Genomic DNA, 23,317 nt, shown 5'->3' with positions numbered 1-23,317 from the left:
GGACGGGCCTGAAGCGTCGTCAGCGCTGTGACCAGCATATATCAGTGATGCTGATGTGACTGGAGAGGCCGACGAGGCACGAGGAACCGGCCCGCTCCGGGGAGCACCTCGACGGTCACCGGGAGGGGCGCGACGGCGTCCCCGTCGGCGAAGGCCTCGACGTCCGCGGCCTCGAGTCGGACCGTCCGGCACCGCCTCGTCGACACGCCGCGCAGACCCACGTGGGCACCGGAGTAGATCGAGGGGAAGTGCCGCATGAAGCGGAGTTTGGAGATCTTCCCGACGTAGCAGACGTCGAACAACCCGTCGCTCCGGTCGGCGTCGGGTGCGATCTTCATGTCCCCGCCGTAGCTGCGGGTGATTGCGAACGCGCTGAGCAGGACCTCGGTCTCGACGGTGTCCTCGCTCGGCAGCCCGGCGTCGAAGACCATCCGGAAGCGCCGGGGACGGTAGGTCGGGAACTCGATGATCGAGGCGAGGACGTAGCGCAGGGGCCCGCGGAGGAGTCCCATCTCGTTGACCCGCCGGTTGACCTTCGAGTCCAACCCGGCGCACAGCACCGAGGCGAACACCGTCGGTTCCCCGCCGTCCGGGGTGGCCCGGCCGAGGTCGACGGTCTCGACCCGGCCGTCGGCGACGACGTCCGCGGCGGCCTCGGGATCGCCCAGGGGGATGCCGTACTCGCGGGCCAGGTCGTTGCCGGTGCCCGCCGGGATGATGCCCACGGGCACATCGGTGAAGGCCTGCGCCTGCACGGCGATCGAGATCATCCCGTCTCCGCCGCACACCACCAGCGCGTCGGTCCCGTCGGCCACCGCCCGCCGCGCCAGCGCGAGGGACTCGGTCGCCCCGCCTCCGGCTAGCCGGGTGACCTCGAGACCGTGCGCGCGCAGCCGGTCGGCGGCCCGGCCCGCCACCTTCTCTCCGCGTCCCCCGCCCGCGGCGGGGTTGACCAGCAGCGTGACCGCCCCGATCCGGCGGTCGGACAGCTGCGCGCTCATGGGATGAGTGTGCCCGGGTTGCACACGCCGTGGGGGTCGACGGCGCTCTTCACCGCGCGCAGCATCCGCAGTCCGACCTCGCCGATCTCCGACTGCAGATACGGGCGGTGGTCGACGCCGACCGCGTGGTGGTGGGTGATCGTGCCGCCGGCCGCCACGATCGCCTCGGAGGCCGCCCGCTTGGCATCGAGCCACTGGGCGACGGGGTCCGGCCCGCGCTGGCCAGCCACCACGGTGAAGTAGAGGGACGCACCCGTCGGGTAGACGTGGCTGATGTGGCACATGACCAGCGCCGGCGTTCCGAAGGCCTCGAGCGAGGTGGTCAGCGCCTCCGTGACCGCGGCCCGCAGTGCCGGCAGGCGGGACCAGTCGGTGGCGGTCTCCAGGGTCTCCACCAGCGCGCCGTTGTCCAGCAGCGCATCGCGCAGGACCGGGGCCCCGAAGCGGCCGTGTTCCCACGACTGCGCGGGCCCCGGGCCCAGCGAGGTGCCGCCGTGGGTGATCAGGACCTCCCGCGTCTCCGCGTGCCGGGACCCGGCATGGGCGGCCGTGCCCTCGAACAGGCAGAGACACAGGCAACCCCCGGCCCTGTCCTCGACATCCCCGGTCTGCTCGCCGATCGAGTCGGTCGCGGTCGCCAGGTTCACCATCGTCTCTGTCTCGTCGGACAGGCGGATGACCGTCGGGCCCGTCCCCTGCTGCTCGACCGCGCGCAGCGCCGCGGCGCCGGTGGCGAAGTCGGGAAAGCGGAACGCCTCGTGCCGCACCACCTCCGGCACCGGATGGATCCGCACGCGCACCCGGGTGCACACGCCAAACGCACCCTCCGATCCCAGGAGCCACTGCCGCAGGTCCGGTCCGGCGGCCGACGCCGGGGCCCGGCCCGCCTCGATCACGCCGACCGGGGTGACCACCGTCAGCCCGCTGACCATCTCGTCGAAGCGCCCGTACCCGGCGGAGCTCTGTCCCGAGGACCGGGTCATGGCGTGGCCGCCCAGCGTGGCGTAGGGGAAGGACTGCGGGAAGTGCCCGAGCGAGAAACCGTGCTCAGCCAGCAGTTCCTCGGCCCGCGGACCCGTGACGCCCGCCCCGAGGACCGCCTCCCCCGACTCGGGGTCGATGGACTCGAGACCGTCGAAATGGGCCAGGTCGACGCTCAGCACGGCCCTGTTCGTCCCGGTGTCCGGGTCCAGGCCGCCGACGACGGAGGTGCCGCCGCCGAAGGGGACGACCGCGACCTTCTCGGAGGTGCACCAGTCCAGGAGGGCGGCCACCTCGTCGTCGTCCCCCGGGGCCACCACCGCATCGGGGCAGTCCACGGCCGGCCTCGTCCGCCACGCCAACAGGTCGGGCGTCGACTTGCCGCGGGCGCGCGGAAGGCGCTGCGCGTCGTCGACCGAGACGTCGCCGGGGCCCACGATGTCGGCCAGTGCGGCGAGATCGACGTCGGTGAGTCGCGAGGGCGAGGCGGTCACCGCGGCCGGGTCGAACGTCCGCCCGGTCTCCGCGGTCACGCCGAGCACGTCGCGCAGCAGGGCGCGGATGCTCTCGCTCAGCTCCGTGGCCTCGGCGGCCGTCCCCCACCTGGGCAGGTCCATCGGCGGTAGCGGCAGGCGGCCGGATCGGTGCTTGTCAGCGGGGTTCACGTCGCTCATACTGGGACACTAGAGCACGATCTGTTCCGCTCACGGGTTTTCGTCGGGTGACCCGGCACCGATCCGCGCCCCGCGGGACCCGCCGCGAAGGAGGCCCGGTGACCGTTTCCTCCCCTTCGCGCCACACCACGCGGGACCGCGCGCTCACCGCCGCCCGGGCCGCGATCCTCGAGATCAGCCCCGGCCGCACCACGATGGTCGAGGTCTCGCGCCGATCCGGCGTCGGACGCACCACCCTCTACCGGCACTGGCCCGACGTCAGGGCACTGGTCGCCGACCTCCTCACCCGCGAACTCACCGGCGTGGTCGAGCGCGTCGGCCCGGACCTGCTGGAGGGCGCGGTCCACGATGCCGGCGAGTTGGCCCGCCTGCTGTGCGCGATGGCCGACGAGGTGCGCACCGACCCCCTGCTCGACGCGCTGCGCCGACACGAGAGCGGCATGCTCGCCGAGTACGTGTTCCGCCGGCTCGGCACGTCCCAGCACCGACTCATCGGGTTCCTCCGCGACGTCCTCGCCCGCGCCATCGCGGCCGACGCCCGCCTCGCCGGCCGCGACCCCGACCGCATGGCCACCATGCTCTACCTCGCGGTCCAGGGCGCCGTGCTGTCCGCTCCACTGGCCGACCCGCCGCTCGACGCCGACTCGTGGCGCGCCGAGCTCCACCTGCTCGTGACCGGGTACCTGGGCCTGTGACCGGGCACGCGAAAGCGGACCACGGGCCCACCGCGCGCCCCGGGCCCACCGATGCGACGGCCCCGTCCACCGCGCTGTCCGCCGGTCGACGCGCGCGCGAGCTCGCCGAGCTGCGCGGCCGCTCCACTCCCGTGGACCTCATCGTGATCGGCGGCGGCATCACGGGCGCGGGGATCGCGCTCGACGCCGCCTCCCGCGGGCTCGAGACCGTGTTGCTGGAGGCCCACGACCTGGCGTTCGGTACCAGCCGGTGGTCCTCCAAGCTCGCCCACGGCGGGCTGCGCTATCTGGCGACCGGCAACGTCGCGATCGCGCGCCGCTCGGCCGTCGAGCGTGGCATCATGCTCGAGCGCACCGCCCCCCACCTCGTGCGCCCGCTCGCGCAGGTGGTGCCCGTCTACCGCGACACCCAGCCGGTGGGGGCCGTGCTGCCGGGCCTCGGGTTCGTCGCCGGTACCGTGCTCTCCCGTCTCGCCGGGACGCGCGCCGACCGCCTGCCGGGCGCGCGGGTGCTGGGCCCGCGCCGGGTCGCCGAGTACGTGCCGGGCGCGCGCCGCGACGGCCTGCGGTTCGGCCACCTCAACTGGGACTGTCAGCTCGTCGACGACGCCCGCCTGGTCACCGCCGTCGCGCGCACCGCGGCCGGGCACGGGGCCCGGGTGATCACGCGGGCGCGGGTGCTGGAGGCGAGCGGCACGCGGGTCACCGTCCGCGACGAGCTCGGCGCGGGCGGCGCTGTCGTGGGCGGCGCGGGGGTCGGCGGCGCGGGGGTCGGTGGCGCGGCGCGGAGCGACGACGACAGCGACGGCGACGGCGACGACGACTACGAGTTCACCCTCTCCGCGCGGGCCGTCGTGTCGGCGACCGGCGTGTGGGCCGGCCAGACCACTCCCGGGGTGCGCGTGCGTCCCTCGCGTGGCACCCACCTGGTCCTTGACGCAGCCGCGTTGGGCCATCCCGTCGGCGCCCTCACCGTGCCGGTGCCGGGTGAGACCAACCGCTTCTGCTTTGCCATCCCGGCCGAGTTCGGGCGCCTGCACGTGGGGTTGACCGACGTCGACGCCCCCGGCCCGGTGCCGGATGTGCCGGAGTCGACCGAGGCGGAGATCGACTTCCTTCTGGATGTCGTCAACCGGGCGCTCGAGGTGCGCCTGACCCGCGACGACGTGCTGGGCACCTTCGCGGGCCTGCGCCCCCTGGTCGACTCCGGCGACGGCGACACGGCGGATCTCTCCCGCGATCACGCCCTGCTCACCTCGGACAACGGCCTCGTCACGATCACCGGCGGCAAGCTCACCGAGTACCGGCTCATGGCCGAGCAGGTGGTCGACCTCGTCGCGGGGCGTGCAGGACTCCCCGCCGGTCCGTGCCGGACCGCCGACCTCCCGCTCGTCGGGGCGCCGGGACATCCCGTGGCCGCGGTGGCGGCCACCTCCGCCGGACTCCTCCCCGCCTCCCTGGTCGCGCGCTACGGACAGGAGGCCGGGGCCGTGGTGGCGGCCAGCCTGTTGGACCGTCCGCTGGAGGCGGTGGCCGAGGGCCTCGACGTCACCCGCGCCGAGTTCTCCTACGCGGTCACCCACGAGGGGGCGCTGACCGTCGACGACGTCCTCGACCGTCGCAGCCGGGTGGGGCTGGTGGCCACCGATCGGGCCGCCGCCGAGCCGGTCGCCCGTCAGGCCCTCGCCGCGGGACGGGCCGCCGCGGACTGACTCCCGGTACGCCTTTCGCGCCTGCCGCGACCCGACTGGAGCCGACGGGCGCCGGGAGGCCCTAGTCGAATCTCCGGACCAGCTGCAGAAACTCCGTGCCGTAGTCGAGCTGGGTCTGCAGGTCGCGATAGCGGGCCTCCGCCTCCGAGCGGATCTCCTCGACCGTCGTCCGGGCCGCGTGCCAGTCGTCGAGCTCCACCGAACCCGAGCCGCGGCCCGCCGAGAGGACGTCCGTCGCCCGGAGGAACTGCCTCATGCGTTCCAACGAGAACCCCAGGGGCTTCATCCGCCGCACCAGGAGCAGTCGCTGGACATCCGCATCGGTGTAGAGCCGGAACCCACCGGCGGTGTGACCGGAGGGCACCACCAAGCCGAGCTCGTCGTAGTGACGGAGGGTGCGGATCGACAAACCGGTGATCTCGGCGACCTCGCCGATCTTGCGCACCGCGTCGTCCGACATCGTTCTCCTTGTGGGCTTGTTCACATTCATGCTCTGGGTTCGCGCTCGGCCAACTCTACCGTTACGGTACATTCAGAATCTCCCGCTACGGGAGAGTGTGTCATGCCCCTACGTGGTGAGGAAAATTCTCCGTGACAGCTCCCGCGACCACGCCCGGGGCCGCTCCCGCTCCCGGCGTCGACGATGACGGTCTGGCGCCCGTCGGTGTCCTCGCGTCATTCAGGTACGCCCTTTCCTCGGCCCGGCGGCTGCGCACCGAGGTGCTGGCAGGACTGGTCGTCGCCCTCGCGCTGATCCCCGAGGCCATCTCGTTCTCGATCCTCGCCGGAGTCGACCCGCGGGTGGGGCTGTTCGCCTCGTTCACGATGGCCGTGACGATCGCCTTCACCGGCGGGCGGCCGGCGATGATCTCCGCCGCCACGGGCGCGATCGCTCTGGTCATCGCCCCCGTGGCGCGTGACTACGGAATGGACTACCTCGTCGCCACAGTGCTGCTGGCCGGCATCTTCCAGGTGGTCCTCAGCCTGATCGGCGTGGGCCGGCTCATGCGCTTCATCCCCCGCAGCGTGATGGTCGGGTTCGTCAACGCCCTGGCGATCCTCATCTTCACCGCGCAGATCCCGCACCTGCTCGGGGTGCCCTGGCTGGTCTACCCGATGGTCGCGGCCGGCATCGGCATCATGGTGTTCTTCCCCCGGCTCTCGGCCGCGGTTCCCGCACCGCTGATCGCGATCGTGGCGATCACCGCCGTCGTGGTGCTGTTCGGCTGGACCATGCCCAACGTGCGCGACCAGGGTGAACTGCCCGACTCGCTGCCGTCGCTGTTCATCCCCGACGTGCCGTGGACCATGGAGACGCTCCAGATCATCGCCCCCTACGCCCTGGCGATGGCCCTGGTCGGGCTCATGGAGTCCCTGATGACCGCCAAACTCGTCGACGACCTCACCGAGGTGCGCACCGACAAGACCCGCGAGGGCTGGGGCCAGGGTGTGGCCAACATCGTCACCAGCTTCTTCGGCGGCATGGGCGGTTGCGCGATGATCGGCCAGACCATGATCAACGTCAAGCAGTCGGGCGCCCGCACCCGCCTGTCGACCCTCCTGGCGGGCGTCTTCCTGCTCATCCTCGTCGTCGCACTGGGCGACATCGTCGGCCTGATCCCCATGGCCGCTCTCGTCGCGGTGATGATCATGGTCTCCGTGGCCACCCTGGACTGGCACTCCATCCATCCCCGCACCCTGCGTCTGATGCCGCTCAGCGAGACGGTCGTCATGATCGTCACCGTGGCCGCCACCGTGATCACCCACAACCTGGCCATCGGCGTCGTCCTCGGCGTCCTCACCGCGATGGTCATGTTCGCCCGCCGGGTCGCGCACATGACGAGCCTGGAGAAGGTCTCGGAGCTCGACGTGAATCACGACGGCACCATCGACATCCGTACCTACCGGGTCCGCGGGGAACTGTTCTGGGCCTCCAGCAATGATCTGGTCTACCAGTTCGACTACTCGGGCGATCCCCAGCACGTTGTCATCGACCTGACCGAGGCCGACATCTGGGACGCCTCCACCGTGGCCACCCTGGATGCGATCAGCCACAAGTACGCGGCCAAGGGCAAGACGGTCGAGATCATCGGCCTCGACGGGGCCAGCCAGGAGCGACTGGAGAAGCTCTCCGGCAACCTCGGTGAGGGGCACTGACCTGACCCGACCCGGCCTGACCAGACCGTATCCTGGTCGACCGCACCCCGTTCCGGACCGAAAGGAGCGCTACCCGATGCACACCCTCCCGAAGCCGGGGAGCGCGCTGCGCCTGGCAGGTCTGATCCTGACCGCGGCCGTGATCACCGCGGTCATGGTGCGAGCCGCGACCGAGTTCATGCTGGACCTCCAGGTGTTCCAGGACGCCGGACGGGCCCTGCTGGCCGGGGCGGACCTGTACTCCGAGGGCTTTCCCACCCGCTCGGGCTTCAGGTTCATCTACCCGCCGTTCGGCGCCGTCGTCTTCCTGCCGCTGGCGCCACTCGGAGCCACTGTCGCCCAACTCGCCTGGACCGCCGCCACGGTGGTCGCGGTCTGGGCGATCCTGGCCATGGCCGCGTCCCGGCTCCAGCTTCAGGGCGCACGAACCCTGGCCCTGGCACTGACCGGCGTGGCGCTGCTGTTCGAGCCGGTCCGCGCGAACATCGGCTTCGGCCAGATCAACATCTTCCTGTTCCTCATGGTCACCGCCGACGTCCTGGGCTTCACTCCCCGCCGCGCCCGCGGCGTCTTGCTCGGCCTGGCCGCCGGCATCAAGATCACCCCGGCCGCGTTCGGCGTTCTGTTCCTCGTCCGGAGAGACTGGGCGTCCCTGGCACGGGCGGTTGGGACAGTCGCGGCCACGATCGGCCTCGGGCACCTCATCCGCCGGCCGAGTCCTGGCATTTCTGGACCGCCGAGTTCTTCCTCACCGAACGGGGCGGCACACGGCACTTCGTCCCCAACCAGGCCCTGAGCGGCCTGCTGGCCCGGGCCCGGATCCCCGCCGAGCACCTCGACCCGCCCGTCTACGGCTTCTTCCTGCTCGTCGCCGCGGCAGCCACCTGGGGAGCCTGGCGACTGACCCGGGACAACCGGCCCGTCGACGCCCTACTCCTGGTCGCCCTCGGGGTCTTCATCGCCTCTCCGGTGGCGGTGACCCACCACTGGTCCGGCGTGATCATCGCCATCCCGCTACTACTGACCGCCCGGCGCAGACCGGTCCGGATCGCGGTGGCGGTCCTGGTCCTCACCCACCTGATCGGCACGCACTACGCCTACGCGCTCACCGCGGTCGACCCAGCCGCCCACGTGCTGCAGTGGCTCATCGGCAACGCGCAGGGTGTGAGCGGAATCGCCGCGTTCGCGATGCTGCTCGGCGACGCCGCTCTGGGCGGCGGCGCCCCCGGGCGGCGTCAGCCGATCCGTTCGGGCGCCTGGAACTCGGCCTCGAACCTGTCGTAGGAGAAGGTGGCGAGGGCGCGGGCGCGGTCCAGCCCGAGTTCGCGTACCGCCTCGGCGAACCGCGCGACATCGGCGTCGCTGTCATCCGCGCCCGTCGCGATCGTCACGCGAGCGCCGCTCAGCGGACGCATCCGCCCACCTCGGGCGGTGGCCTCGGCCGTGACCCGCACCGGCTGACCGTCGAGGACCTGCACGCAGTTCATGGCGAGTGACTGGCTGCCGGGGATCGGGACCCCGACGCGGGTGTCCAGCCTGAGATCGACCCCGCCGGCGCCCGCCGACCCGACGGCCCCGAGGCGGGCATCGTCGAGCGCCCCGCCGGCGGTGCCGACCATGTCGCCCTTCCACTTGGGAAAGCCCCACAGCTCATTGCCCGCCGCGAGGGTGAAGTCCTGGTCCACGGGCAATTCGTGGATGTGCACCAGGGTCCCGTGGCCCGGCACCTTGAGCTGGAAGGCCAGTCCCATCTCGTGGTACGCACCCAGGACGTTGCCCGGCACGTCGTGGTAGCGCACGTGGATCATGATCGCGGGGGTCCGGCCGCCGGGCAGTGCCACCGGCTCGGCGCCCGCGGTGTCGAGGACGGCGGACTGGCGGCCGGCGGCGATGAGCCGGCGGACGACGGCTGCCCGGGTGAGAAACGCCGCGCCGGAGACCGAGGCGGACACGACGGGGACCGGGAAGGTGATCTCGCGCCCGGCGACGACGCGGGAGGTGGGAGAGCTCATGGTGCGACGGTAGCGGTCGCGCGGGCCGGAATCACAGTTTGCCCGGCTAACGATCGGGGCGGCGGGTCCGATATCACCTGTGTAAGCCAGCTCATGTCCCGCCGCCCGGTTCGCGGCGCGACCACCGATCCATCTGGAGGCACTCATGCTCAAGGCCATCGCCGACTTCTTCGCCCAGTTCGACTTCACCGTCGGCTCGTCCGCCGCCATCAACGCCGCGATCTCGGGCTCGTCCGCATTCATCGACCAGCAGTTCGGTTTCGACAGCTCGCTGGGGAACCTCGCCGTGAGCAGCATCGGTCGCGTCGGCGAGCCCCCCGCCTGACACGGCTCACCCCGACACGGCTCACCCGGGTCAGGCCGTGGGGCCGGTCATATCCTGCCCGGGTTGTGCCACGTCCCGTGTACCACCTTTTCCCTTGTACTTCGGCCGCAGGAGGTTGGACGGCGACAAGATGTCATCGAGCTCCTCCGCCGACAGCAGCCCCATCTCCAGCACCACCTCCCGGACCCCGCGGCCCGACCGGGCGCACTCACGGCCGACCCGGTCACCGTTGTGGTGGCCGATGATCGGGTTGAGGTAGGTGACGATCCCGATCGAGTTCATCACGTTCTGGCGGGCCACCTCGACGTTGGCGGTGATCCCCTCCACGCACTTCTCGGTCAGCGTCTCGATGGCGTTGGTCAGCAGCGAGATCGACTCGAACATCGCCTGGGCGATCACCGGCTCCATGACGTTGAGCTGGAGCTGACCTGCCTCGGCGGCCATGGTCACGGTGACGTCGTTGCCGATCACCTTGAAGCACACCTGGTTGACGACCTCGGGGATCACCGGGTTGACCTTGGCTGGCATGATCGACGACCCGGCCTGCAGCTCCGGCAGGTTGATCTCGTTGAAGCCGGCGCGCGGCCCCGAGGACAGCAGCCGCAGGTCGTTGCAGATCTTGGAGACCTTCACCGCGGTCCGCTTGAGGGCGGCGTGGACGTTGACGTAGTCGCCGGTGTCGCTGGTGGCCTCGATGAGGTTCATCGCGCCGGTGACCGGCAGTCCGGTGACGGCCCGCAGATGTCTGATGACGGCGCGACGATAGTCGGGCGGGGTGTTGACTCCGGTGCCGATCGCGGTCGCACCGAGGTTGACGTCGAGCAGCATCCGGGCCGCGGCGCCGAGGACGTGGAGTTCCTCGTCGAGCGTCACGGCGAAGCCGCCGAACTCCTGGCCCATCGACATGGGGACCGCGTCCTGCAGCTGCGTGCGCCCCATCTTGAGGACCTCGCGGAACTCCTCGGACTTGTCGTAGCAGGCCTCCCGCAGGGCGACGATCGCCGGTTCGAGCCGTTCCAGCGCGTGCCACAGGGCGATGCGGAATCCGGTCGGGTAGGCGTCGTTGGTGGACTGTGAACGGTTGACGTCGTCGTTGGGGCTGACGATGTCGTAGGAGCCCCTGGGGTGGCCGAGGCGCTCGAGGGCGAGGTTGGCCACGACCTCGTTGGTGTTCATGTTCACCGAGGTGCCGGCGCCGCCCTGGAACTGGCAGGAGGGGAACTGGTCCATGCAGCGCCCGTCGACCAGGATCTCGTCGCAGGCCCCGACGATCGCCTTCGCCACCGTCTCGTCGAGGACACCCATCTCGAGGTTCGCGAGCGCGGCGGCCTTCTTGACCATGACCATGCCGCGGACGAAGTCGGGGATGTCGCTGATGGTGGTGGCGGTGATCGGGAAGTTCTCGACGGCCCGGACCGTGTGGATGCCGTAATACGCCTCCGCCGGGACCTCCTTGGTACCGAGCAGGTCATGTTCCACACGGGTCTGGCTCATTCGTCGTCCGCCTCTCGGGTCGCCTGCGGCCCACCCTAACCGCGCCGCACCCGACCTCGCGGCGATCCACCGGCGGGAAGGCCGCCGCTCTGCCTAGTGTGGGGGCATGTCGCGCACGACGACCTCCCGTCGCTCCCGAGCGTTCACCTCCGCTCGGGACATCCTGCGGCAGCTGTACCCGTCGGACGGGGTGCTGGGCAGCATCGTCGACCGGCGGGAGATGCCCCTGCCGCGCGGGACGTGGACGATCTTCGGGGTGGCGTTCGTGGGGTTCGCGACCCCGGTGATCGGATTCGTTGAGCTGGCCGAGCGCATCCGCGGCGATGCGGGCCTGCCCTTCGACCGCCCCGTCATGCTGTGGCTGCAGAGTCGCCATTCGCCGCGCAACACGCGCATCGTCCGGGCCGTCACCGAACTCGGCGGAGTCACTGCGGTGCCGTTGTTCGCCCTGGCCACCTCGGCGTATCTGGTCTCCGTCCGGGGCAGTCGCCGGCCCGCCGCACTGTTGACGGTGTCCCTGGTGGGGTCGACGGTCATCAATTCGGTGCTCAAGGCCCTGTACCGGCGGGGTCGGCCCACGTTCTTCACCCACATCGTGGAGGAGAAGAGCTACTCGTTCCCCAGCGGTCACGCCATGGCGAGCGCGGCGTTGGCCGGGTGCGCCTGCGTCCTGGCCTGGCCAACGGCGTGGCGTTACCCGGTGATCGTCGGGTCCGCGGGGTATGTCCCGGCCATCGGCGTCACCCGCATGTACCTGGGTGTGCACTTCCCGAGCGACATCCTGGCCGGCTGGTGCGTGAGCCTGGCGTGGGTGGGCGAGGTGGCGACCATCATGTGGTTGATGGACCGCCTCGACGACTCGCCGACGCCGATGATCACCCACCGGAGGTCACCCCGCGAGGCCGTGACGCCCGGGGTGTCGGGATGACGACGACGAGGCGCGCCCGGATCGAGCTGGGCCATGGCGACATCACCCGGATGGCCGTCGACGCGGTGGTCAACGCGGCCAACAGTTCCCTGCTCGGGGGCGGCGGTGTGGACGGGGCGATCCACCGCGCGGGCGGGCCGACGATCCTGGCCGAGTGCCGGGAGCTGAGGGCGGGCCGCCTGCGAGACGGGCTGCCGACCGGACAGGCCGTCGCGACCGGCGCCGGAGATCTCCCCGCCCGCTGGGTCATCCACACCGTGGGCCCGGTCTACGAACGCACCGGCGGCGCGGAAGCAACGGGCGGCACGGGCGGCACCGGCGGCGGAGCGCTGCTGGCCGGCTGCTATCGCAATTCCCTCGCCGTGGCCGATGAGCTCGGCGCCCGCACGGTGGCCTTCCCGCTCATCTCCGCCGGGGCCTACGGCTGGCCGCGCGAGGACGCGATCCGCACCGCGCTCGGGACTCTCGCCGGCATCGACACCGAGGTGGAGTCCGCCACGCTGCTGCTGTTCGACGCAGCCACCCTGAGCTTGGCCGAGCAGTGCCTCGCCGAGATCCGGCCCCGCTGACCCGCCCCGCGCCCGGCCCGCCTCGCACTCCGGTCCGCCCCGCCCCGCGCCACCCCGCACCGCACCGCACCGCACGCACCACCCCACCCCGCACCGCACCGCACTCCGATCCGCCCCGGCCAGATCCGCTACTCTCCCTCCGGATCCGCTAGTCCAATCCGACCAGCGGATCCGTATTCGGGATAGCGGATTTTCGGGGGGTGGCGGAGAGCATGGTGGTCGAGAGCGGTGCGTCGGCCCGGGGTTCGGTCGCGCCGGATGGGCGGACGCGTGGCGTGCTCCCGGCGACGGTTCTGACGGAGGTCTGCGCCCCGTGGGTGGTGCTCACCGTCGGGTCGGTGCACCTCGGCCGGGCGGTGGGGTCGACCGGGTGGGGGCTCGCGACCGCCGCCGGCCTGGGCATCGTTCCGCAGGCCGCGATCACCTGGCGGGTCCGACGCAAGGCGCTGTCCGACCACCACGTCACCCGGCGGGAGGACCGCCCCCTGGTGATCGTCGGCATCGCCGGGTCGGTGGCGACCCTGCTCGCGGCCCAACGGTGGGGCGACGCCCCGGACGAGTTGCAGCGGATGACGCGGGCCGCACTGGTGGCGCTGGGCGTGGCCGGGGCCGCGACGCTCCGGATCAAGGTGTCGTTCCACACCGCCGTGCTCTCCGGGGCCGTCGCGGTGCTCGCCCGCGAACTCTCACCCCGCTACTGGCGACTGCTGGCCCTCGTACCGACGGTGGCCTGGGCGCGGGTGCGGATCAGCCACCACACCCCGGCCGAGACCGCGCTCGGGGCGGTGATCGGCGTGGCCTGCGGCTCCCTGGCCGGGGCCGGACACCGGTGATCGGGTAGTCGTCGCCCCGGCCGTCGCTGTGGGCGGGGAGGTCGGCAACAACGCCCGCCGCGCCGCGGGAGCCCTGACGGGATCCTGCGGAGCGGCGGGCGTGCGAGCCGGGAAACCGGCGAGGCTGCTCGAGCCGACGAGGCCGCCGGGCCAGCGGCGCGATGGGCCGCTGGGGCGACGTCAGATGCGGTCGACCAGCAACTTGGCGAACGCGGCCGGATCGGACAACGTGCCGCCCTCCGCGAGGACGGCCGCACCCGACAGCAGCCGGGCGGTATCGGCCAGGCCCGGCGCCGACGGATCCGATGCGTACTGCTCGCGCAGCCGCTCGACCAGCGGGTGCGTGGGGTTGAGCTCGAGGATCCGCTTGCTCGTGGGCAACTCCATGCCCGAAGCGCGGTACATGGCCTCGAGCTGCGGAGTCATGTCGAACTCGTCGCCCACCATGCACGCGGCCGATTCGGTGAGCCGGTGCGACAGGCGCACCTGCTTGACCTCGTCCGACAGCTCCTCGCCCAGCCAGGTGAGCAGGTCGGCGAACTCGGCCGCGTCGGGCTCGTCCTTGTTCTCCTCGCCCTCCGAGCCGATGCCGGACAGGTCCACGTCGCCCTTGGCCACCGACCGCAGGCGCTTGCCGTCGACCTCGCCGACCGCGTCCACCCACACCTCGTCGACCGGGTCGGTGAGGATGAGGACCTCGACGCCGCGGGCACGGAACGCCTCCAGGTGCGGGGAGTTCTCCACCGCCGCGCGGGACGTCCCGGTGAGGTAGTAGATCTCCTCCTGCCCGTCGGCCATCCGGGAGACGTACTCGGCGATGGTGGTGCCCACCTCGTCGTCGTCACGCTCGTCGTCGCGCGGGGTCTCGTCCGATCCGGACCCGGCGTTCCCGGCGCCCGCCTGGGCGGGACGCGTGGAGGCGAACGTGCTCACGGCCAGCAACTGCTCCCGGGCGTCGACGTCCGCGATCAGGCCCTCCTTGAGGACGGCACCGAAGTTTGCCCAGAAGCTGCGGAACTCCTCCGGCCGGTCGGTCCTGATCTGTTCGATCGTCTGCAGCACCCGCTTGACCAGGCGCTTGCGGATCGCCCGGATCTGGCGGTCCTGCTGGAGGATCTCGCGGGAAACGTTGAGCGACAGGTCCTGGGCGTCGACGATGCCCTTGACGAAGCGGAGGAACGGCGGGACCAGCTCCTCGCAGTCGTCCATGATGAAGACACGACGGACGTAGAGCTGCACCCCGCGCTTGGTGTCCGGGGAGAACAGGTCGAACGGCACCTGCGTGGGAAGGAACAGCAGCGCCTGGTACTCGAACGTGCCCTCCGCCTTGAGGGTGATCGTCTCCAGCGGCTCGTCCCACGCGTGCGAGACGTGACGGTAGAACTCGGCGTACTCCTCGTCGGTGACCTCCGAGCGGGGCCGCGTCCACAGCGCCTTCTGGGAGTTGAGCGTCTCCGTCTCGGTGACCGTGCCGGGAGCCTCGGGCGCGGCGTCCTCGGCGGCGGCATCGTCTGCGCCGGCCCCGTCCGCGCCGGCCCCATCCGTCGACTCCGGCTCCGGCGCCGGGCGCTCGACGTCCATGCGGATCGGCCAGGCGATGAAGTCCGAGTAGGTTCGCACCACCCGGCGCAGCGTGTGCTCCTCGGCGTAGTCCGGGAGCGCCGCGTCCCCACCGGCCGGCTTGAGCTGCAGGATCACCGAGGTGCCCTGGGGAGCGTCCGGGGCGTCCTCGATCGTGTACGTGTCCTCGCCGCTCGACGTCCAGCGCGTCCCCGCACTCTCGCCTGCCTTGCGGGTGACCAGCGTGACCGTGTCCGCGACCATGAACGTCGAATAGAAGCCGATGCCGAACTGACCGATGAGGTCCGCGGTGGCCTGCTCCGAGACCTCACCGGACTCCTGCGCCGCCCGGGCCGCGGAGAGTGCCTCCCGCATCTGCCCGGTGCCCGACCTGGCGAGCGTGCCGATGAGGTCCACCACCTCGTCGCGGGACATGCCGATGCCGTTGTCGCGGATCGTCAGCGTCCGGGCGCCGGCATCCGGGATCAGCTCGATGTGCAGATCCGAGGTGTCCGCGCCGAGCGAGGAATCCTGCAGCGCGGCCAACCGGAGCTTGTCCAGCGCGTCCGAGGAGTTGGAGATGACCTCGCGCAGGAAGGTGTCCGGATTCGAATAGATCGAGTGGATCATCAGATCCAACAGCTGCCGGGTCTCGGCCTGGAACTCCCGGGTCTCTGCTGCACCGGAGGTCTGCGGGCTCATGGCGGGTATCGGTCCTTTCTCGTCACGGCTGAAGGGTTGGCGTGATCTGTTCACACCGTCCCAGTCAACCTAGTGTGAAGCACAGACATTCCTGGAGGTGAGGTGCCCGTGACCCCGACCCCGTTGAGCCCGGAGGACCTCGCGGTTCTCGACCGGGCCACCACCCTGTTCGGCCGCGCGCTCGCCGGCGGTCTCGACGGAGACTGCGACGCCTGCCCGGGATGGACCCGCCGCGACTGCGCCAACCACGTCCTGGGCGGTGGGCTGCGATACGCCGCCTACTTCTCACGGCTGCCGGAGTCGGAGATCGGGTGGACCCGCACCGCCGACCACGCCGGCGAGAAACCGGTCCCCGCCCTGCACCGCACGTCCGCCGGTCTGCGAAGGGAACTCGCGCGGGCCCGGGACGCGGACGCGACCGTCCCGCACCGCCTGGCCGACATCCCGGTCCGCGACCTGCTCGCGCTACGGGTCTTCGAACTGCTGGTCCACGCCCACGACCTCGATCCCCGGACCTGGGAGTCGACGGAGGCGGAGGACCTCGCCGCCTGGACGCTCGACCACGCCAGGAGCGTGGTGGAGTTGATGCGGTCGTTCGACGTGCTCGCCGAGGCGAGCCCCGTGACGCTCGGGGCGGACTCTCGGGCCCGACTGCTCGCGCTGTCCGGACGGCGCCCCTCCCCGGCCGGGCCGGGCGGCAACGGCGACAGCGACAGCGACAGCGACCAGATTTAACGTGTCCGGCGGCGCAGACGGGTCTAGCGTTGCGTATACCGGGTAGCACCGGCACGCGGTCGCCCACGACGAGAGACTCCGACAATGGCCATGACCTGCGTCCCCTACATCTCCTTCCCCGCCAACGCGGCGGAGGCGTTCCCCTACTACCAGGAACTCTTCGGCGGAAAGCTCGAGGTGATGACCTACGACCAGTTCCCCTCCACCGAGGACTTCCCGTTCGACCCACCGCACGGTTCGGTCGCCCACGCGACCCTCGAGGCCCCCGGGATCAGCCTGACCGGCGGTGACGCCATGGGCGAGAGCCTCCCGCAGCCGCGCAGCGACGTCTACTCGTTCCTGCTGGGATTCGACACCGAGGACGAGGCCCGTGCGTTCCTGGACAAGGTCACCTCGAGCGGTGGCGAGATGGCGATGCCGTTCGGGGTCGCCCCGTGGGGTGACCGGTACGGGCAGGTCCACGATCGGTTCGACATCCGCTGGGACGTCGTCGTGCCGGGCACCGGAGACTGAATACGCACTGACCCGGCCAAGCCACCCTTATCCGGCGCCCGTGCTTGTTACCGTTCTGGCATGGAAATTTCTGGAGCAAGTGCCATCGTCACGGGCGGTGCGTCGGGAATCGGCGCCGCCGTCGTCCGTCAGCTCGCCGCCAAGGGTGCCAAGGTGGTCGTCGCCGACCTCAATGCCGAGAAGGGTGAGGCCCTGGCGAACGAGGTCGGAGGCGTGTTCGTCTCCGTCGACGTCACCAAGACCGACCAGAACGAGAAGGCCGTCGCCGCCGCTCTCGAGCTCGGCCCGCTGCGCTACCTCGTCAACTCGGCCGGCATCGGCTGGGCGCAGCGCACCATCGGCCGCGACGGTGAGTACTCGTCGGCCTTCGACATCGACTCGTTCCGCAAGGTCATCGACATCAACCTCATCGGCTCGTTCGACATGCTGCGGCTCGCCGCCACCAAGATGAGCACGCAGGAGGCCGACGAGGACGGACAGAAGGGCGCCATCGTCAACATGGCCTCCGTCGCCGCGTTCGACGGCCAGATCGGCCAGGCCGCCTACTCCGCCTCGAAGGGCGGCATCGTCGGCCTGACCCTGCCCGTCGCGCGTGACCTGTCGGCCGCCGGCATCCGCCTCAACACCGTGGCGCCCGGCCTCATCGACACCCCGATCTACGGCGAGGGCCCGGACTCGGAGGCATTCAAGGCCAACCTCGGCTCGAATGTCCTGTTCCCGAAGCGTCTCGGCTCGGGCGACGAACTGGCGTCCATGGTCATGGAGCTGCTCACCAACCCGTACATGAACGCGGAGACCATCCGCGTCGACGGTGGCATCCGGATGCCACCGAAGTAGCACGCCCCCGGAATCGACCACGCCCCCGGGCATCGAAAAGGACGTTCCGCGCACTCCCCTTTCGGGCGATGTGCGCGGAACGTCCTTTTCGACGGTGCGGTTCTCGACGGTGCGGGCTTTCGACGGTGCGGGTGCGGGTCAGGCCTTCGCGCGCCGCTTCTTCATCCGGCCCTCGAGGTACACGGCGAACTTGGTGAGCGTGTAGTTGACGAGGATGAACAGGATGCCCGCCACGATGTACGCGGGGACGGTGTTCGCGTACGCCGAGCCCAGGGTCTTGGACCAGTTGAGCAGCTCCAGGTAGGTGATGCCGTAGCCCAGTGCGGAGTCCTTGAGGACGACGACGAGTTGGCCGACGAGGGCCGGGAGCATCGCCGTGAGTGCCTGGGGGAGCTGGATCGAGCGCAGCACCTGCCCCGGGGTGAGGCCCACGGCCAGTCCCGCCTCGGACTGCCCCGCGGGCAGCCCGTGGACACCCGAGCGGACGAGCTCGGCGATGACCGCGCCGTTGTAGAGGGTGAGCGCGGTGACGACGGCGGCGAGCGGCGCGTGCTGGTTGGGCACGATGTCGGAGGTGGCGAAGTAGCCGAAGTAGGCGAAGACCATCATCAGCAGCACGGGCACGGAGCGGAAGAACTCCACGATCACGCTGCAGAACCAGCGCAACGGTGCGAACGGCGAGAGCCGCCCCATGCCGAAGAGCAGCCCGAAGACCACGGCGAGCACGATGGAGATCGCCGCCGCCGTGAACGTCCCCTTGAGGCCCGGGATGAGGTAGGACGTCCACACCTCGGGGTCGGTGACGAACGGCTCCCACATGAAGGCCTTGAGCTGGCCGGCCTTCTCGAACTGGAGATAGATGACGTAGGCGATGGCGACCACGAGGACCACGCCGACAGCGGTGAGGATCCTGTGCCGCAGCCGGGCCTTGGGGCCGGGTACGTCGAACAGTACCGCCTGTGTGCTCATCGCTTCACCGACAGCTTCCGGGAGAGGGAGGTGGTCCACAGTCCGATCGGGAGGGTGAGGACCACGAAGACCATGGCGAAGAAGAAGAACGTCAGCAGGCTCGCGCCCTCGTTCTCCGTGATGACCTGGAGCAGGCCGGCGGAGTCCCCGACACCGATGACCGCCGCGACGGTGGAGTTCTTGATCAGCGCGATGACCACCGACCCCAGCGGGGCGATGGACCCGCGGAACGCCTGCGGGAGGATGACCTCTCGCATGGACTGGCCGAAGGCCAGACCGATCGAGCGGGCGGCCTCCGCCTGCCCCACCGGGACGGTGTTCACGCCGGAGCGCAGGGCCTCGCAGACATACGCGGCGTGGTAGACGGCCAACATGATCGCGGCCCACCAGAAGGCGTTGCGGGCGAAGTCGTCCGAGACCGACAGCTGGAGGATGAAGGACAACCCCAGGATGCTGAAGACCATCAGCAACGTCAGCGGGAGGTTCCGGAACGTGTTGACGTACGAGGTGCCCAGGCCGCGCAGGACAGCCACCGGGGACACGCGCAGGACGGCGATGATCGTCCCCAGGACCATGGCCCCGATGGTGCCCAGGACCGAGAGCTGGATCGTCACCCAGACCGCCCCGAGGACGTCGTAGTCGGCGAAGATGTCGCCCATGGTCCACCTTCCGTGGTGAGGTGCCCGCCCTCCTCCCCGCGCCGGTGGGTCGGCGCGGGGAGGGAGGCGGTGGTCGGCCGGATCGGGTGCCGATCCGGCCGGGCCGGATCAGATCAGGCGCAGGCCTCCGGCTCGGGCGGATTGCCCTCGCCCGGGGTGAAGCCGGCGGCGCCGAGGTTCTCCTCGACGGCGGTGTCCCAGGTGCCGTCCGAGATCATCTCGCGGATGGCCTCGTTGATCTGCTCGCACATCTCCGTGTCGCCCTTGGCGATGCCGACGCCGTACCGCTCCTCGGAGAACGGCTCGCCGACCACCTTGAGCTGGCCCTGGTACTGGTCCTGGGAGGCGTACCCCGCGAGAATCGTGTCGTCCGTGGTCAGCGCGTCGACCGCATTGGACACCAGCGCCGAGACACACTCCGAGTACGTGCCGAACTCCTGCAGGTTCACACCCGGCACCTGCTCCTTGACCGTCTGGGCCGACGTCGACCCGGTAACCGAGCACAGACGCTTGCCGTCGAGGGAATCGGGACCGGTGATCGAGTCGTCGTCGGAGCGGACCAGCAGGTCCTGACCGGCGATGAAGTACGGGCCGGCGAAGCCGACCTTCTCCTTGCGCGAGTCGGTGATGGAGTAGGTGGCCACGATCATGTCGACCTGACCGGTCTCCAGCAGCGTCTCGCGCTGGGCGCTGGGGGCCTGCACCCACTCGATCTCGTCCTCGGGGGTCCCGAGCTTGTCGGCGATGTAGCGCGCCACATCGACGTCGAGGCCGGTGTAGTCGTTGCCCTCCTTCAGCCCGAGTCCCGGCTGGTCGAACTTGATGCCGACCTTGAGCTGGTCCTCGCCGCCGCCATCGTCGCTACCGCACGCGCTCACGCCGAGTGCCAGGGCGACGGCCGCCGTGGCCGCTCCGATCCGTCGGATGTTCATGGGTTCTCCTCGTGGGATGGGTGGATGGGTCTCGTTCGGGTCCGCGGACGGGCCCGACTAGTTGGTGAGGATCTTGGACAGGAAGTCCTTGGCCCGGGAGCTCTGCGGATTGGTGAAGAACTCCTCCGGGGTGGCCTGTTCGACCAACTCTCCGTCCGCCATGAAGATCACGCGGTCGGCCGCCTTGCGGGCGAAGCCCATCTCGTGGGTCACCACGACCATGGTCATACCGGTCTTGGCCAGCCCCGTCATCACGTCGAGGACCTCGTTGATCATCTCCGGGTCCAGGGCGGACGTCGGCTCGTCGAAGAGCATGACCTTGGGGTCCATCGCCAGCGACCGGGCGATCGCCACGCGTTGTTGCTGACCGCCGGACAGCTGCGCCGGGTACTTGGACGACTGCTCGTGGACACCGACCCGTTCGAGCAGTTCCATCGCGCGCTTCTCGGCCTCCGACTTGGACTGTTTGCGGACCTTGATGGGACCCAGCGTCACGTTCTCGAGGATCGTCTTGTGCGCGAACAGGTTGAACGACTGGAACACCATCCCGACGTCGGCCCGCAGTCTCGCCAGCGCCTTGCCCTCCTCGGGCAGCGGCTTGCCGTCGATGGTGATGGAGCCGCTCTCGAAGGTCTCGAGCCGGTTGATCGTGCGGCACAACGTCGACTTCCCGGACCCCGAGGGGCCGATCACCACGACGACCTCCCCCTGCTCGATGGACAGGTTGATGTCCTTGAGCGCGTGGAAGTCACCGAAGTGCTTATTGACGCCTGAGATCTCGACGAGAGCCATGGTGGGATCATAAGGGTCCGGTGAACACTTGCCGGTCAACTCGGCAGTAGTTGTTCGCAGTTCGGGTTTCCCGGAACGGTCGACATGACGCTGATCGCTACGTACCGTTCTGACATGGCGATATCTGATGTAAGGGAATACGCCCATCTCTCCGCCGAGGACGTCGATGCCATCGGTGAGGAACTGGACGCGATCCGCCAGGAGGTCGTCGACTCCCTCGGGGACGACGACCGCCGCTACGTGCAGAACACCATCCGCCTCCAACGCGGACTGGTGACCGGCGGCCGGGTCGTCCTCCTCTTCTCCGGGAACCGACCCGCGTGGCTGGTCGGCACCGGACTCCTGGCGGCCGGGAAGATCATCGAGAACATGGAGCTCGGGCACAACGTGATGCACGGGCAGTGGGACTGGATGAACGACCCGGTGATCCACTCCAGCTCCTGGGAGTGGGACATCGTCGGCACATCCGAGCACTGGAAGGCCACCCACAACTACCACCACCACAAGTACACCAACATCATCGGCATGGACGACGACGTCGGGTACGGCGTGGTGCGGGTGACGCGTGACCAACCGTGGCACCCGGCGAACTCGCTCAACCTGGTGTGGAACACGATCCTCGCCCTCGCCTTCCAGTGGGGCGTCGGCGTCCAGCACCTGGAGATCGCGCCGGCGACGATCAACTCCTCCGGGCGGGCCGAGCGCAAGAAGCGGATCGGCCAGTTCCTCCGCAAGGCCCGGCGCCAGGTGGGCAAGGACTACGTGTGGTTCCCGCTGCTGTCGGGGCCCAACTGGAAGTCCACCATGAGCGCCAACATGACCGCGAACATCATCCGCAACCTGTGGTCCAACGCCGTGATCTTCTGCGGCCACTTCCCGGACGGCGCCGACAAGTTCACGCTCGAGGATCTCGAGTCCGAGACGCAGGCGCAGTGGTACCTGCGCCAGATGCTCGGCTCCGCGAACTTCACCGGCAGCAAGCTCACGCACTTCATGTCCGGCAACCTGTCGTTCCAGATCGAGCACCACCTCTTCCCGACGCTCCCGTCGAACCGGTACGCGGAGCTCTCGGAGAAGGTCCAGGACGTCTGCCGGCGGTGGGACCTGCCGTACACCACCGGGCCGCTGTACAAGCAGTACTGGCAGTCCTGGCGCACCATCGTCAAGCTCTCGCTCCCGAACCGGTTCCTCAAGGCCACGCCGGACGACGCGCCGGAGACCCGCTCGGAGAAGATGTTCGCCGGCGAGCCGACGACCTACGACGACGCCGTGGGTCCGCGCTCCGGCCTGGTCACCGCGCTCAAGCACCACACCGACCCCGACCAGCTCCGCCGTCTGACCCGGACGGTCTGAGCGTGGCAGGCCCGGGACCCGGCGACCGGACCCCGAGCGTCGACGGGACGCACCGCCGACCCGACGGCGCGACCGACGCCGAGATCGAGGCGGCCGGGACCGTCGGCGAGGCGATGGAGTACATCGAGCGCGCCCGCGGACACCTGTACGACCTGCACCAGCTGATCGGCCGGGCGGACATCCTCTTCCAGGAGGCCGCCGACCAGCTGGACGATGCCGGCCGGTCCGAGCTCGCCGCGCGCATCCGTGAGGAGATGGTGGGGGTCAACGTCCTGCACGGGCGCTGGACGTTCCAAATCGTCGAGGAGTTCGACGACGGGTTCTGGAGCACGGCCCGCGCCCTGGACAGTGCGGTGCGCGACGAGCTCACCGGAGGACGACGGCATGTCCACGAGGCGGAGATGAAGGAGGCCAACCGGACCGGCGGCCGCCGGGGGCACGAGGCCACCCCGCAGGATCGCAACTAGATCCCGCGGACCGCCAGCCTGCCACCCGGGTACACGGCCGCCGACTCGCCGCCCGGGTCGTCAGCCGGTGCGGTGGCGGCCGGAGATCCTGTGCCTCTCGGCCTCGGTGAGTCCGCCCCACACTCCGTAGAGTTCACCGGAATTGAGGGCGAACTGCCGACAGGTATCGAAGACCGGGCACGTGGCGCAGACCGACTTGGCCTGCTCCTCCTTCTTGCGCCGCTCCGCCTTCGACTCCTCCTCCAGGCTGTAGAACAGGTCTTCGTGCCCGATGCACGCGGCGTTGTCACGCCAGGACCAGAAGTCCGAGGTGGGTTCGAGGTTCCTGTATCTCGGCATTCATCCTCCGTCCCTGCGCCTCGCGAAGTGCCCTGCCTCGAGCCCTGAAAGTTCGTCGTTCGCAGTCGATGACGCAAT

At 70.2% G+C, this 23,317-nt stretch carries 24 protein-coding genes and 1 pseudogene; 14 read left to right on the top strand and 11 right to left on the bottom strand.

Annotation, left to right across the window (positions count from 1 at the left end):
- Positions 1 to 41: 41 nt before the first annotated feature.
- Both Q2K20_RS00415 and Q2K20_RS00410 read right to left on the bottom strand, forming a co-directional pair.
- Complete coding sequence (locus tag Q2K20_RS00415) at positions 42 to 1,001, bottom strand: diacylglycerol kinase (RefSeq protein WP_317176505.1); 960 nt, start codon at positions 999 to 1,001, stop codon at positions 42 to 44.
- Positions 998 to 2,599, bottom strand: a complete 1,602-nt coding sequence (locus tag Q2K20_RS00410) for an FAD-binding oxidoreductase (protein ID WP_269503603.1) — start codon at positions 2,597 to 2,599, stop codon at positions 998 to 1,000. The genes Q2K20_RS00415 and Q2K20_RS00410 overlap by 4 nt, the downstream gene beginning before the upstream one ends.
- A gap of 155 nt (positions 2,600 to 2,754) precedes the next feature.
- Between Q2K20_RS00410 and Q2K20_RS00405 the strand changes: the two genes are divergently transcribed.
- Both Q2K20_RS00405 and Q2K20_RS00400 read left to right on the top strand, forming a co-directional pair.
- Complete coding sequence (locus Q2K20_RS00405; RefSeq protein WP_119192542.1) at positions 2,755 to 3,351, top strand: TetR/AcrR family transcriptional regulator; 597 nt, start codon at positions 2,755 to 2,757, stop codon at positions 3,349 to 3,351.
- Positions 3,348 to 5,063 carry a glycerol-3-phosphate dehydrogenase/oxidase gene (locus Q2K20_RS00400; RefSeq protein ID WP_376780911.1) on the top strand — a complete coding sequence of 572 codons (1,716 nt, stop codon included), beginning with the start codon at positions 3,348 to 3,350 and terminating at the stop codon, positions 5,061 to 5,063. The genes Q2K20_RS00405 and Q2K20_RS00400 overlap by 4 nt, the downstream gene beginning before the upstream one ends.
- A 61-nt stretch (positions 5,064 to 5,124) precedes the next feature.
- Here Q2K20_RS00400 and Q2K20_RS00395 read toward each other — a convergent pair whose 3' ends face one another.
- Positions 5,125 to 5,523, bottom strand: a complete 399-nt coding sequence (locus tag Q2K20_RS00395; RefSeq protein WP_067718910.1) for a MerR family transcriptional regulator — start codon at positions 5,521 to 5,523, stop codon at positions 5,125 to 5,127.
- 131 nt (positions 5,524 to 5,654) lie between these two features.
- Here Q2K20_RS00395 and Q2K20_RS00390 point away from each other — a divergent pair, with 131 nt between their 5' ends.
- From Q2K20_RS00390 to Q2K20_RS00380, 3 genes and pseudogenes are all read left to right on the top strand, one after another.
- Positions 5,655 to 7,220 (top strand): SulP family inorganic anion transporter, encoded by a 1,566-nt coding sequence (locus Q2K20_RS00390; protein WP_096906588.1) that lies wholly within the window; start codon positions 5,655 to 5,657, stop codon positions 7,218 to 7,220.
- Positions 7,105 to 8,129: pseudogene (locus tag Q2K20_RS00385) on the top strand (glycosyltransferase family 87 protein); the annotation flags it as partial. The gene Q2K20_RS00390 and the pseudogene Q2K20_RS00385, both read left to right, overlap by 116 nt.
- 60 nt (positions 8,130 to 8,189) lie before the next feature.
- The gene (locus Q2K20_RS00380) at positions 8,190 to 8,504 is read left to right on the top strand and encodes a hypothetical protein (RefSeq protein ID WP_269503514.1); all 315 of its coding nucleotides are present in this window, start codon (positions 8,190 to 8,192) and stop codon (positions 8,502 to 8,504) included.
- On the opposite strand, the gene Q2K20_RS00375 is transcribed toward Q2K20_RS00380, so the two are convergent.
- Positions 8,456 to 9,232 carry an acetoacetate decarboxylase family protein gene (locus Q2K20_RS00375; RefSeq protein ID WP_259822114.1) on the bottom strand — a complete coding sequence of 259 codons (777 nt, stop codon included), beginning with the start codon at positions 9,230 to 9,232 and terminating at the stop codon, positions 8,456 to 8,458. The genes Q2K20_RS00380 and Q2K20_RS00375 overlap by 49 nt on opposite strands.
- 145 nt (positions 9,233 to 9,377) lie before the next feature.
- Between Q2K20_RS00375 and Q2K20_RS00370 the strand changes: the two genes are divergently transcribed.
- Positions 9,378 to 9,557 carry a hypothetical protein gene (locus tag Q2K20_RS00370; RefSeq protein WP_119192540.1) on the top strand — a complete coding sequence of 60 codons (180 nt, stop codon included), beginning with the start codon at positions 9,378 to 9,380 and terminating at the stop codon, positions 9,555 to 9,557.
- Between the two features lie 30 nt (positions 9,558 to 9,587).
- Here the strand turns inward: Q2K20_RS00370 and aspA are convergent, their stop codons facing one another.
- Positions 9,588 to 11,051: an aspartate ammonia-lyase gene (gene aspA, locus Q2K20_RS00365; RefSeq protein WP_096906585.1), complete on the bottom strand. Its 1,464-nt coding sequence runs from the start codon at positions 11,049 to 11,051 to the stop codon at positions 9,588 to 9,590.
- Positions 11,052 to 11,157: 106 nt separating this feature from the next.
- Here aspA and Q2K20_RS00360 point away from each other — a divergent pair, with 106 nt between their 5' ends.
- The 3 genes from Q2K20_RS00360 (at position 11,158) to Q2K20_RS00350 (ending at position 13,381) form a co-directional block, all read left to right on the top strand.
- On the top strand, positions 11,158 to 11,979 hold the full coding sequence (locus Q2K20_RS00360) for a phosphatase PAP2 family protein (RefSeq protein ID WP_096906584.1): 822 nt from the start codon (positions 11,158 to 11,160) through the stop codon (positions 11,977 to 11,979).
- Positions 11,976 to 12,548 carry an O-acetyl-ADP-ribose deacetylase gene (locus tag Q2K20_RS00355; protein WP_096906583.1) on the top strand — a complete coding sequence of 191 codons (573 nt, stop codon included), beginning with the start codon at positions 11,976 to 11,978 and terminating at the stop codon, positions 12,546 to 12,548. Before Q2K20_RS00360 ends, Q2K20_RS00355 begins: the two co-directional genes overlap by 4 nt.
- Before the next feature lie 200 nt (positions 12,549 to 12,748).
- The gene (locus Q2K20_RS00350) at positions 12,749 to 13,381 is read left to right on the top strand and encodes a hypothetical protein (RefSeq protein WP_317176504.1); all 633 of its coding nucleotides are present in this window, start codon (positions 12,749 to 12,751) and stop codon (positions 13,379 to 13,381) included.
- Positions 13,382 to 13,561: 180 nt separating this feature from the next.
- Here Q2K20_RS00350 and htpG read toward each other — a convergent pair whose 3' ends face one another.
- Positions 13,562 to 15,643, bottom strand: coding sequence for a molecular chaperone HtpG (gene htpG / locus Q2K20_RS00345; RefSeq protein ID WP_096906582.1), 2,082 nt, complete (start codon positions 15,641 to 15,643; stop codon positions 13,562 to 13,564).
- Between the two features lie 108 nt (positions 15,644 to 15,751).
- Here htpG and Q2K20_RS00340 point away from each other — a divergent pair, with 108 nt between their 5' ends.
- The 3 genes from Q2K20_RS00340 (at position 15,752) to Q2K20_RS00330 (ending at position 17,728) form a co-directional block, all read left to right on the top strand.
- Positions 15,752 to 16,378 (top strand): maleylpyruvate isomerase N-terminal domain-containing protein, encoded by a 627-nt coding sequence (locus Q2K20_RS00340; protein ID WP_317176503.1) that lies wholly within the window; start codon positions 15,752 to 15,754, stop codon positions 16,376 to 16,378.
- A gap of 84 nt (positions 16,379 to 16,462) precedes the next feature.
- The gene (locus Q2K20_RS00335; protein ID WP_317176502.1) at positions 16,463 to 16,891 is read left to right on the top strand and encodes a VOC family protein; all 429 of its coding nucleotides are present in this window, start codon (positions 16,463 to 16,465) and stop codon (positions 16,889 to 16,891) included.
- A 60-nt stretch (positions 16,892 to 16,951) separates the two neighbouring features.
- Complete coding sequence (locus Q2K20_RS00330) at positions 16,952 to 17,728, top strand: SDR family NAD(P)-dependent oxidoreductase (RefSeq protein ID WP_067718885.1); 777 nt, start codon at positions 16,952 to 16,954, stop codon at positions 17,726 to 17,728.
- 138 nt (positions 17,729 to 17,866) lie between these two features.
- Here the strand turns inward: Q2K20_RS00330 and Q2K20_RS00325 are convergent, their stop codons facing one another.
- The 4 genes from Q2K20_RS00325 to Q2K20_RS00310 form a co-directional block, all read right to left on the bottom strand.
- A complete protein-coding gene (locus Q2K20_RS00325; RefSeq protein WP_067718882.1) occupies positions 17,867 to 18,697 on the bottom strand; it encodes an amino acid ABC transporter permease in 831 nt (276 codons plus the stop codon).
- A complete protein-coding gene (locus tag Q2K20_RS00320) occupies positions 18,694 to 19,356 on the bottom strand; it encodes an amino acid ABC transporter permease (protein WP_067718880.1) in 663 nt (220 codons plus the stop codon). The genes Q2K20_RS00325 and Q2K20_RS00320 overlap by 4 nt, the downstream gene beginning before the upstream one ends.
- Positions 19,357 to 19,469: 113 nt before the next feature.
- The gene (locus Q2K20_RS00315; protein WP_119192757.1) at positions 19,470 to 20,288 is read right to left on the bottom strand and encodes a glutamate ABC transporter substrate-binding protein; all 819 of its coding nucleotides are present in this window, start codon (positions 20,286 to 20,288) and stop codon (positions 19,470 to 19,472) included.
- 57 nt (positions 20,289 to 20,345) lie between these two features.
- Complete coding sequence (locus Q2K20_RS00310) at positions 20,346 to 21,080, bottom strand: amino acid ABC transporter ATP-binding protein (RefSeq protein WP_069389523.1); 735 nt, start codon at positions 21,078 to 21,080, stop codon at positions 20,346 to 20,348.
- A gap of 114 nt (positions 21,081 to 21,194) precedes the next feature.
- Between Q2K20_RS00310 and Q2K20_RS00305 the strand changes: the two genes are divergently transcribed.
- Positions 21,195 to 22,433, top strand: coding sequence for a fatty acid desaturase family protein (locus Q2K20_RS00305; protein ID WP_119192775.1), 1,239 nt, complete (start codon positions 21,195 to 21,197; stop codon positions 22,431 to 22,433).
- 2 nt (positions 22,434 to 22,435) lie between these two features.
- Positions 22,436 to 22,900: a hypothetical protein gene (locus tag Q2K20_RS00300; RefSeq protein ID WP_200841539.1), complete on the top strand. Its 465-nt coding sequence runs from the start codon at positions 22,436 to 22,438 to the stop codon at positions 22,898 to 22,900.
- A 60-nt stretch (positions 22,901 to 22,960) separates the two neighbouring features.
- Here Q2K20_RS00300 and Q2K20_RS00295 read toward each other — a convergent pair whose 3' ends face one another.
- Positions 22,961 to 23,239: a WhiB family transcriptional regulator gene (locus Q2K20_RS00295; RefSeq protein WP_119192758.1), complete on the bottom strand. Its 279-nt coding sequence runs from the start codon at positions 23,237 to 23,239 to the stop codon at positions 22,961 to 22,963.
- Positions 23,240 to 23,317: the final 78 nt, after the last annotated feature.

It is taken from the genome of Dietzia sp. IN118 (assembly GCF_032905965.1).
Lineage (GTDB): Bacteria > Actinomycetota > Actinomycetes > Mycobacteriales > Mycobacteriaceae > Dietzia > Dietzia kunjamensis.
This window is presented reverse-complemented; position numbering and strand designations above follow the sequence as displayed.

Coding starts and splice junctions, on each gene's coding strand:
- Q2K20_RS00415 (WP_317176505.1), bottom strand. CDS start 1,001: ATGAGCGCGCAGCTGTCCGACCGCCGGATCGGGGCGGTCACGCTGCTG.
- Q2K20_RS00410 (WP_269503603.1), bottom strand. CDS start 2,599: ATGGACCTGCCCAGGTGGGGGACGGCCGCCGAGGCCACGGAGCTGAGC.
- Q2K20_RS00395 (WP_067718910.1), bottom strand. CDS start 5,523: ATGTCGGACGACGCGGTGCGCAAGATCGGCGAGGTCGCCGAGATCACC.
- Q2K20_RS00375 (WP_259822114.1), bottom strand. CDS start 9,232: ATGAGCTCTCCCACCTCCCGCGTCGTCGCCGGGCGCGAGATCACCTTC.
- Q2K20_RS00370 (WP_119192540.1), top strand. CDS start 9,378: ATGCTCAAGGCCATCGCCGACTTCTTCGCCCAGTTCGACTTCACCGTC.
- aspA (WP_096906585.1), bottom strand. CDS start 11,051: ATGAGCCAGACCCGTGTGGAACATGACCTGCTCGGTACCAAGGAGGTC.
- Q2K20_RS00360 (WP_096906584.1), top strand. CDS start 11,158: ATGTCGCGCACGACGACCTCCCGTCGCTCCCGAGCGTTCACCTCCGCT.
- Q2K20_RS00355 (WP_096906583.1), top strand. CDS start 11,976: ATGACGACGACGAGGCGCGCCCGGATCGAGCTGGGCCATGGCGACATC.
- htpG (WP_096906582.1), bottom strand. CDS start 15,643: ATGAGCCCGCAGACCTCCGGTGCAGCAGAGACCCGGGAGTTCCAGGCC.
- Q2K20_RS00335 (WP_317176502.1), top strand. CDS start 16,463: ATGGCCATGACCTGCGTCCCCTACATCTCCTTCCCCGCCAACGCGGCG.
- Q2K20_RS00330 (WP_067718885.1), top strand. CDS start 16,952: ATGGAAATTTCTGGAGCAAGTGCCATCGTCACGGGCGGTGCGTCGGGA.
- Q2K20_RS00325 (WP_067718882.1), bottom strand. CDS start 18,697: ATGAGCACACAGGCGGTACTGTTCGACGTACCCGGCCCCAAGGCCCGG.
- Q2K20_RS00320 (WP_067718880.1), bottom strand. CDS start 19,356: ATGGGCGACATCTTCGCCGACTACGACGTCCTCGGGGCGGTCTGGGTG.
- Q2K20_RS00315 (WP_119192757.1), bottom strand. CDS start 20,288: ATGAACATCCGACGGATCGGAGCGGCCACGGCGGCCGTCGCCCTGGCA.
- Q2K20_RS00310 (WP_069389523.1), bottom strand. CDS start 21,080: ATGGCTCTCGTCGAGATCTCAGGCGTCAATAAGCACTTCGGTGACTTC.
- Q2K20_RS00305 (WP_119192775.1), top strand. CDS start 21,195: ATGGCGATATCTGATGTAAGGGAATACGCCCATCTCTCCGCCGAGGAC.
- Q2K20_RS00295 (WP_119192758.1), bottom strand. CDS start 23,239: ATGCCGAGATACAGGAACCTCGAACCCACCTCGGACTTCTGGTCCTGG.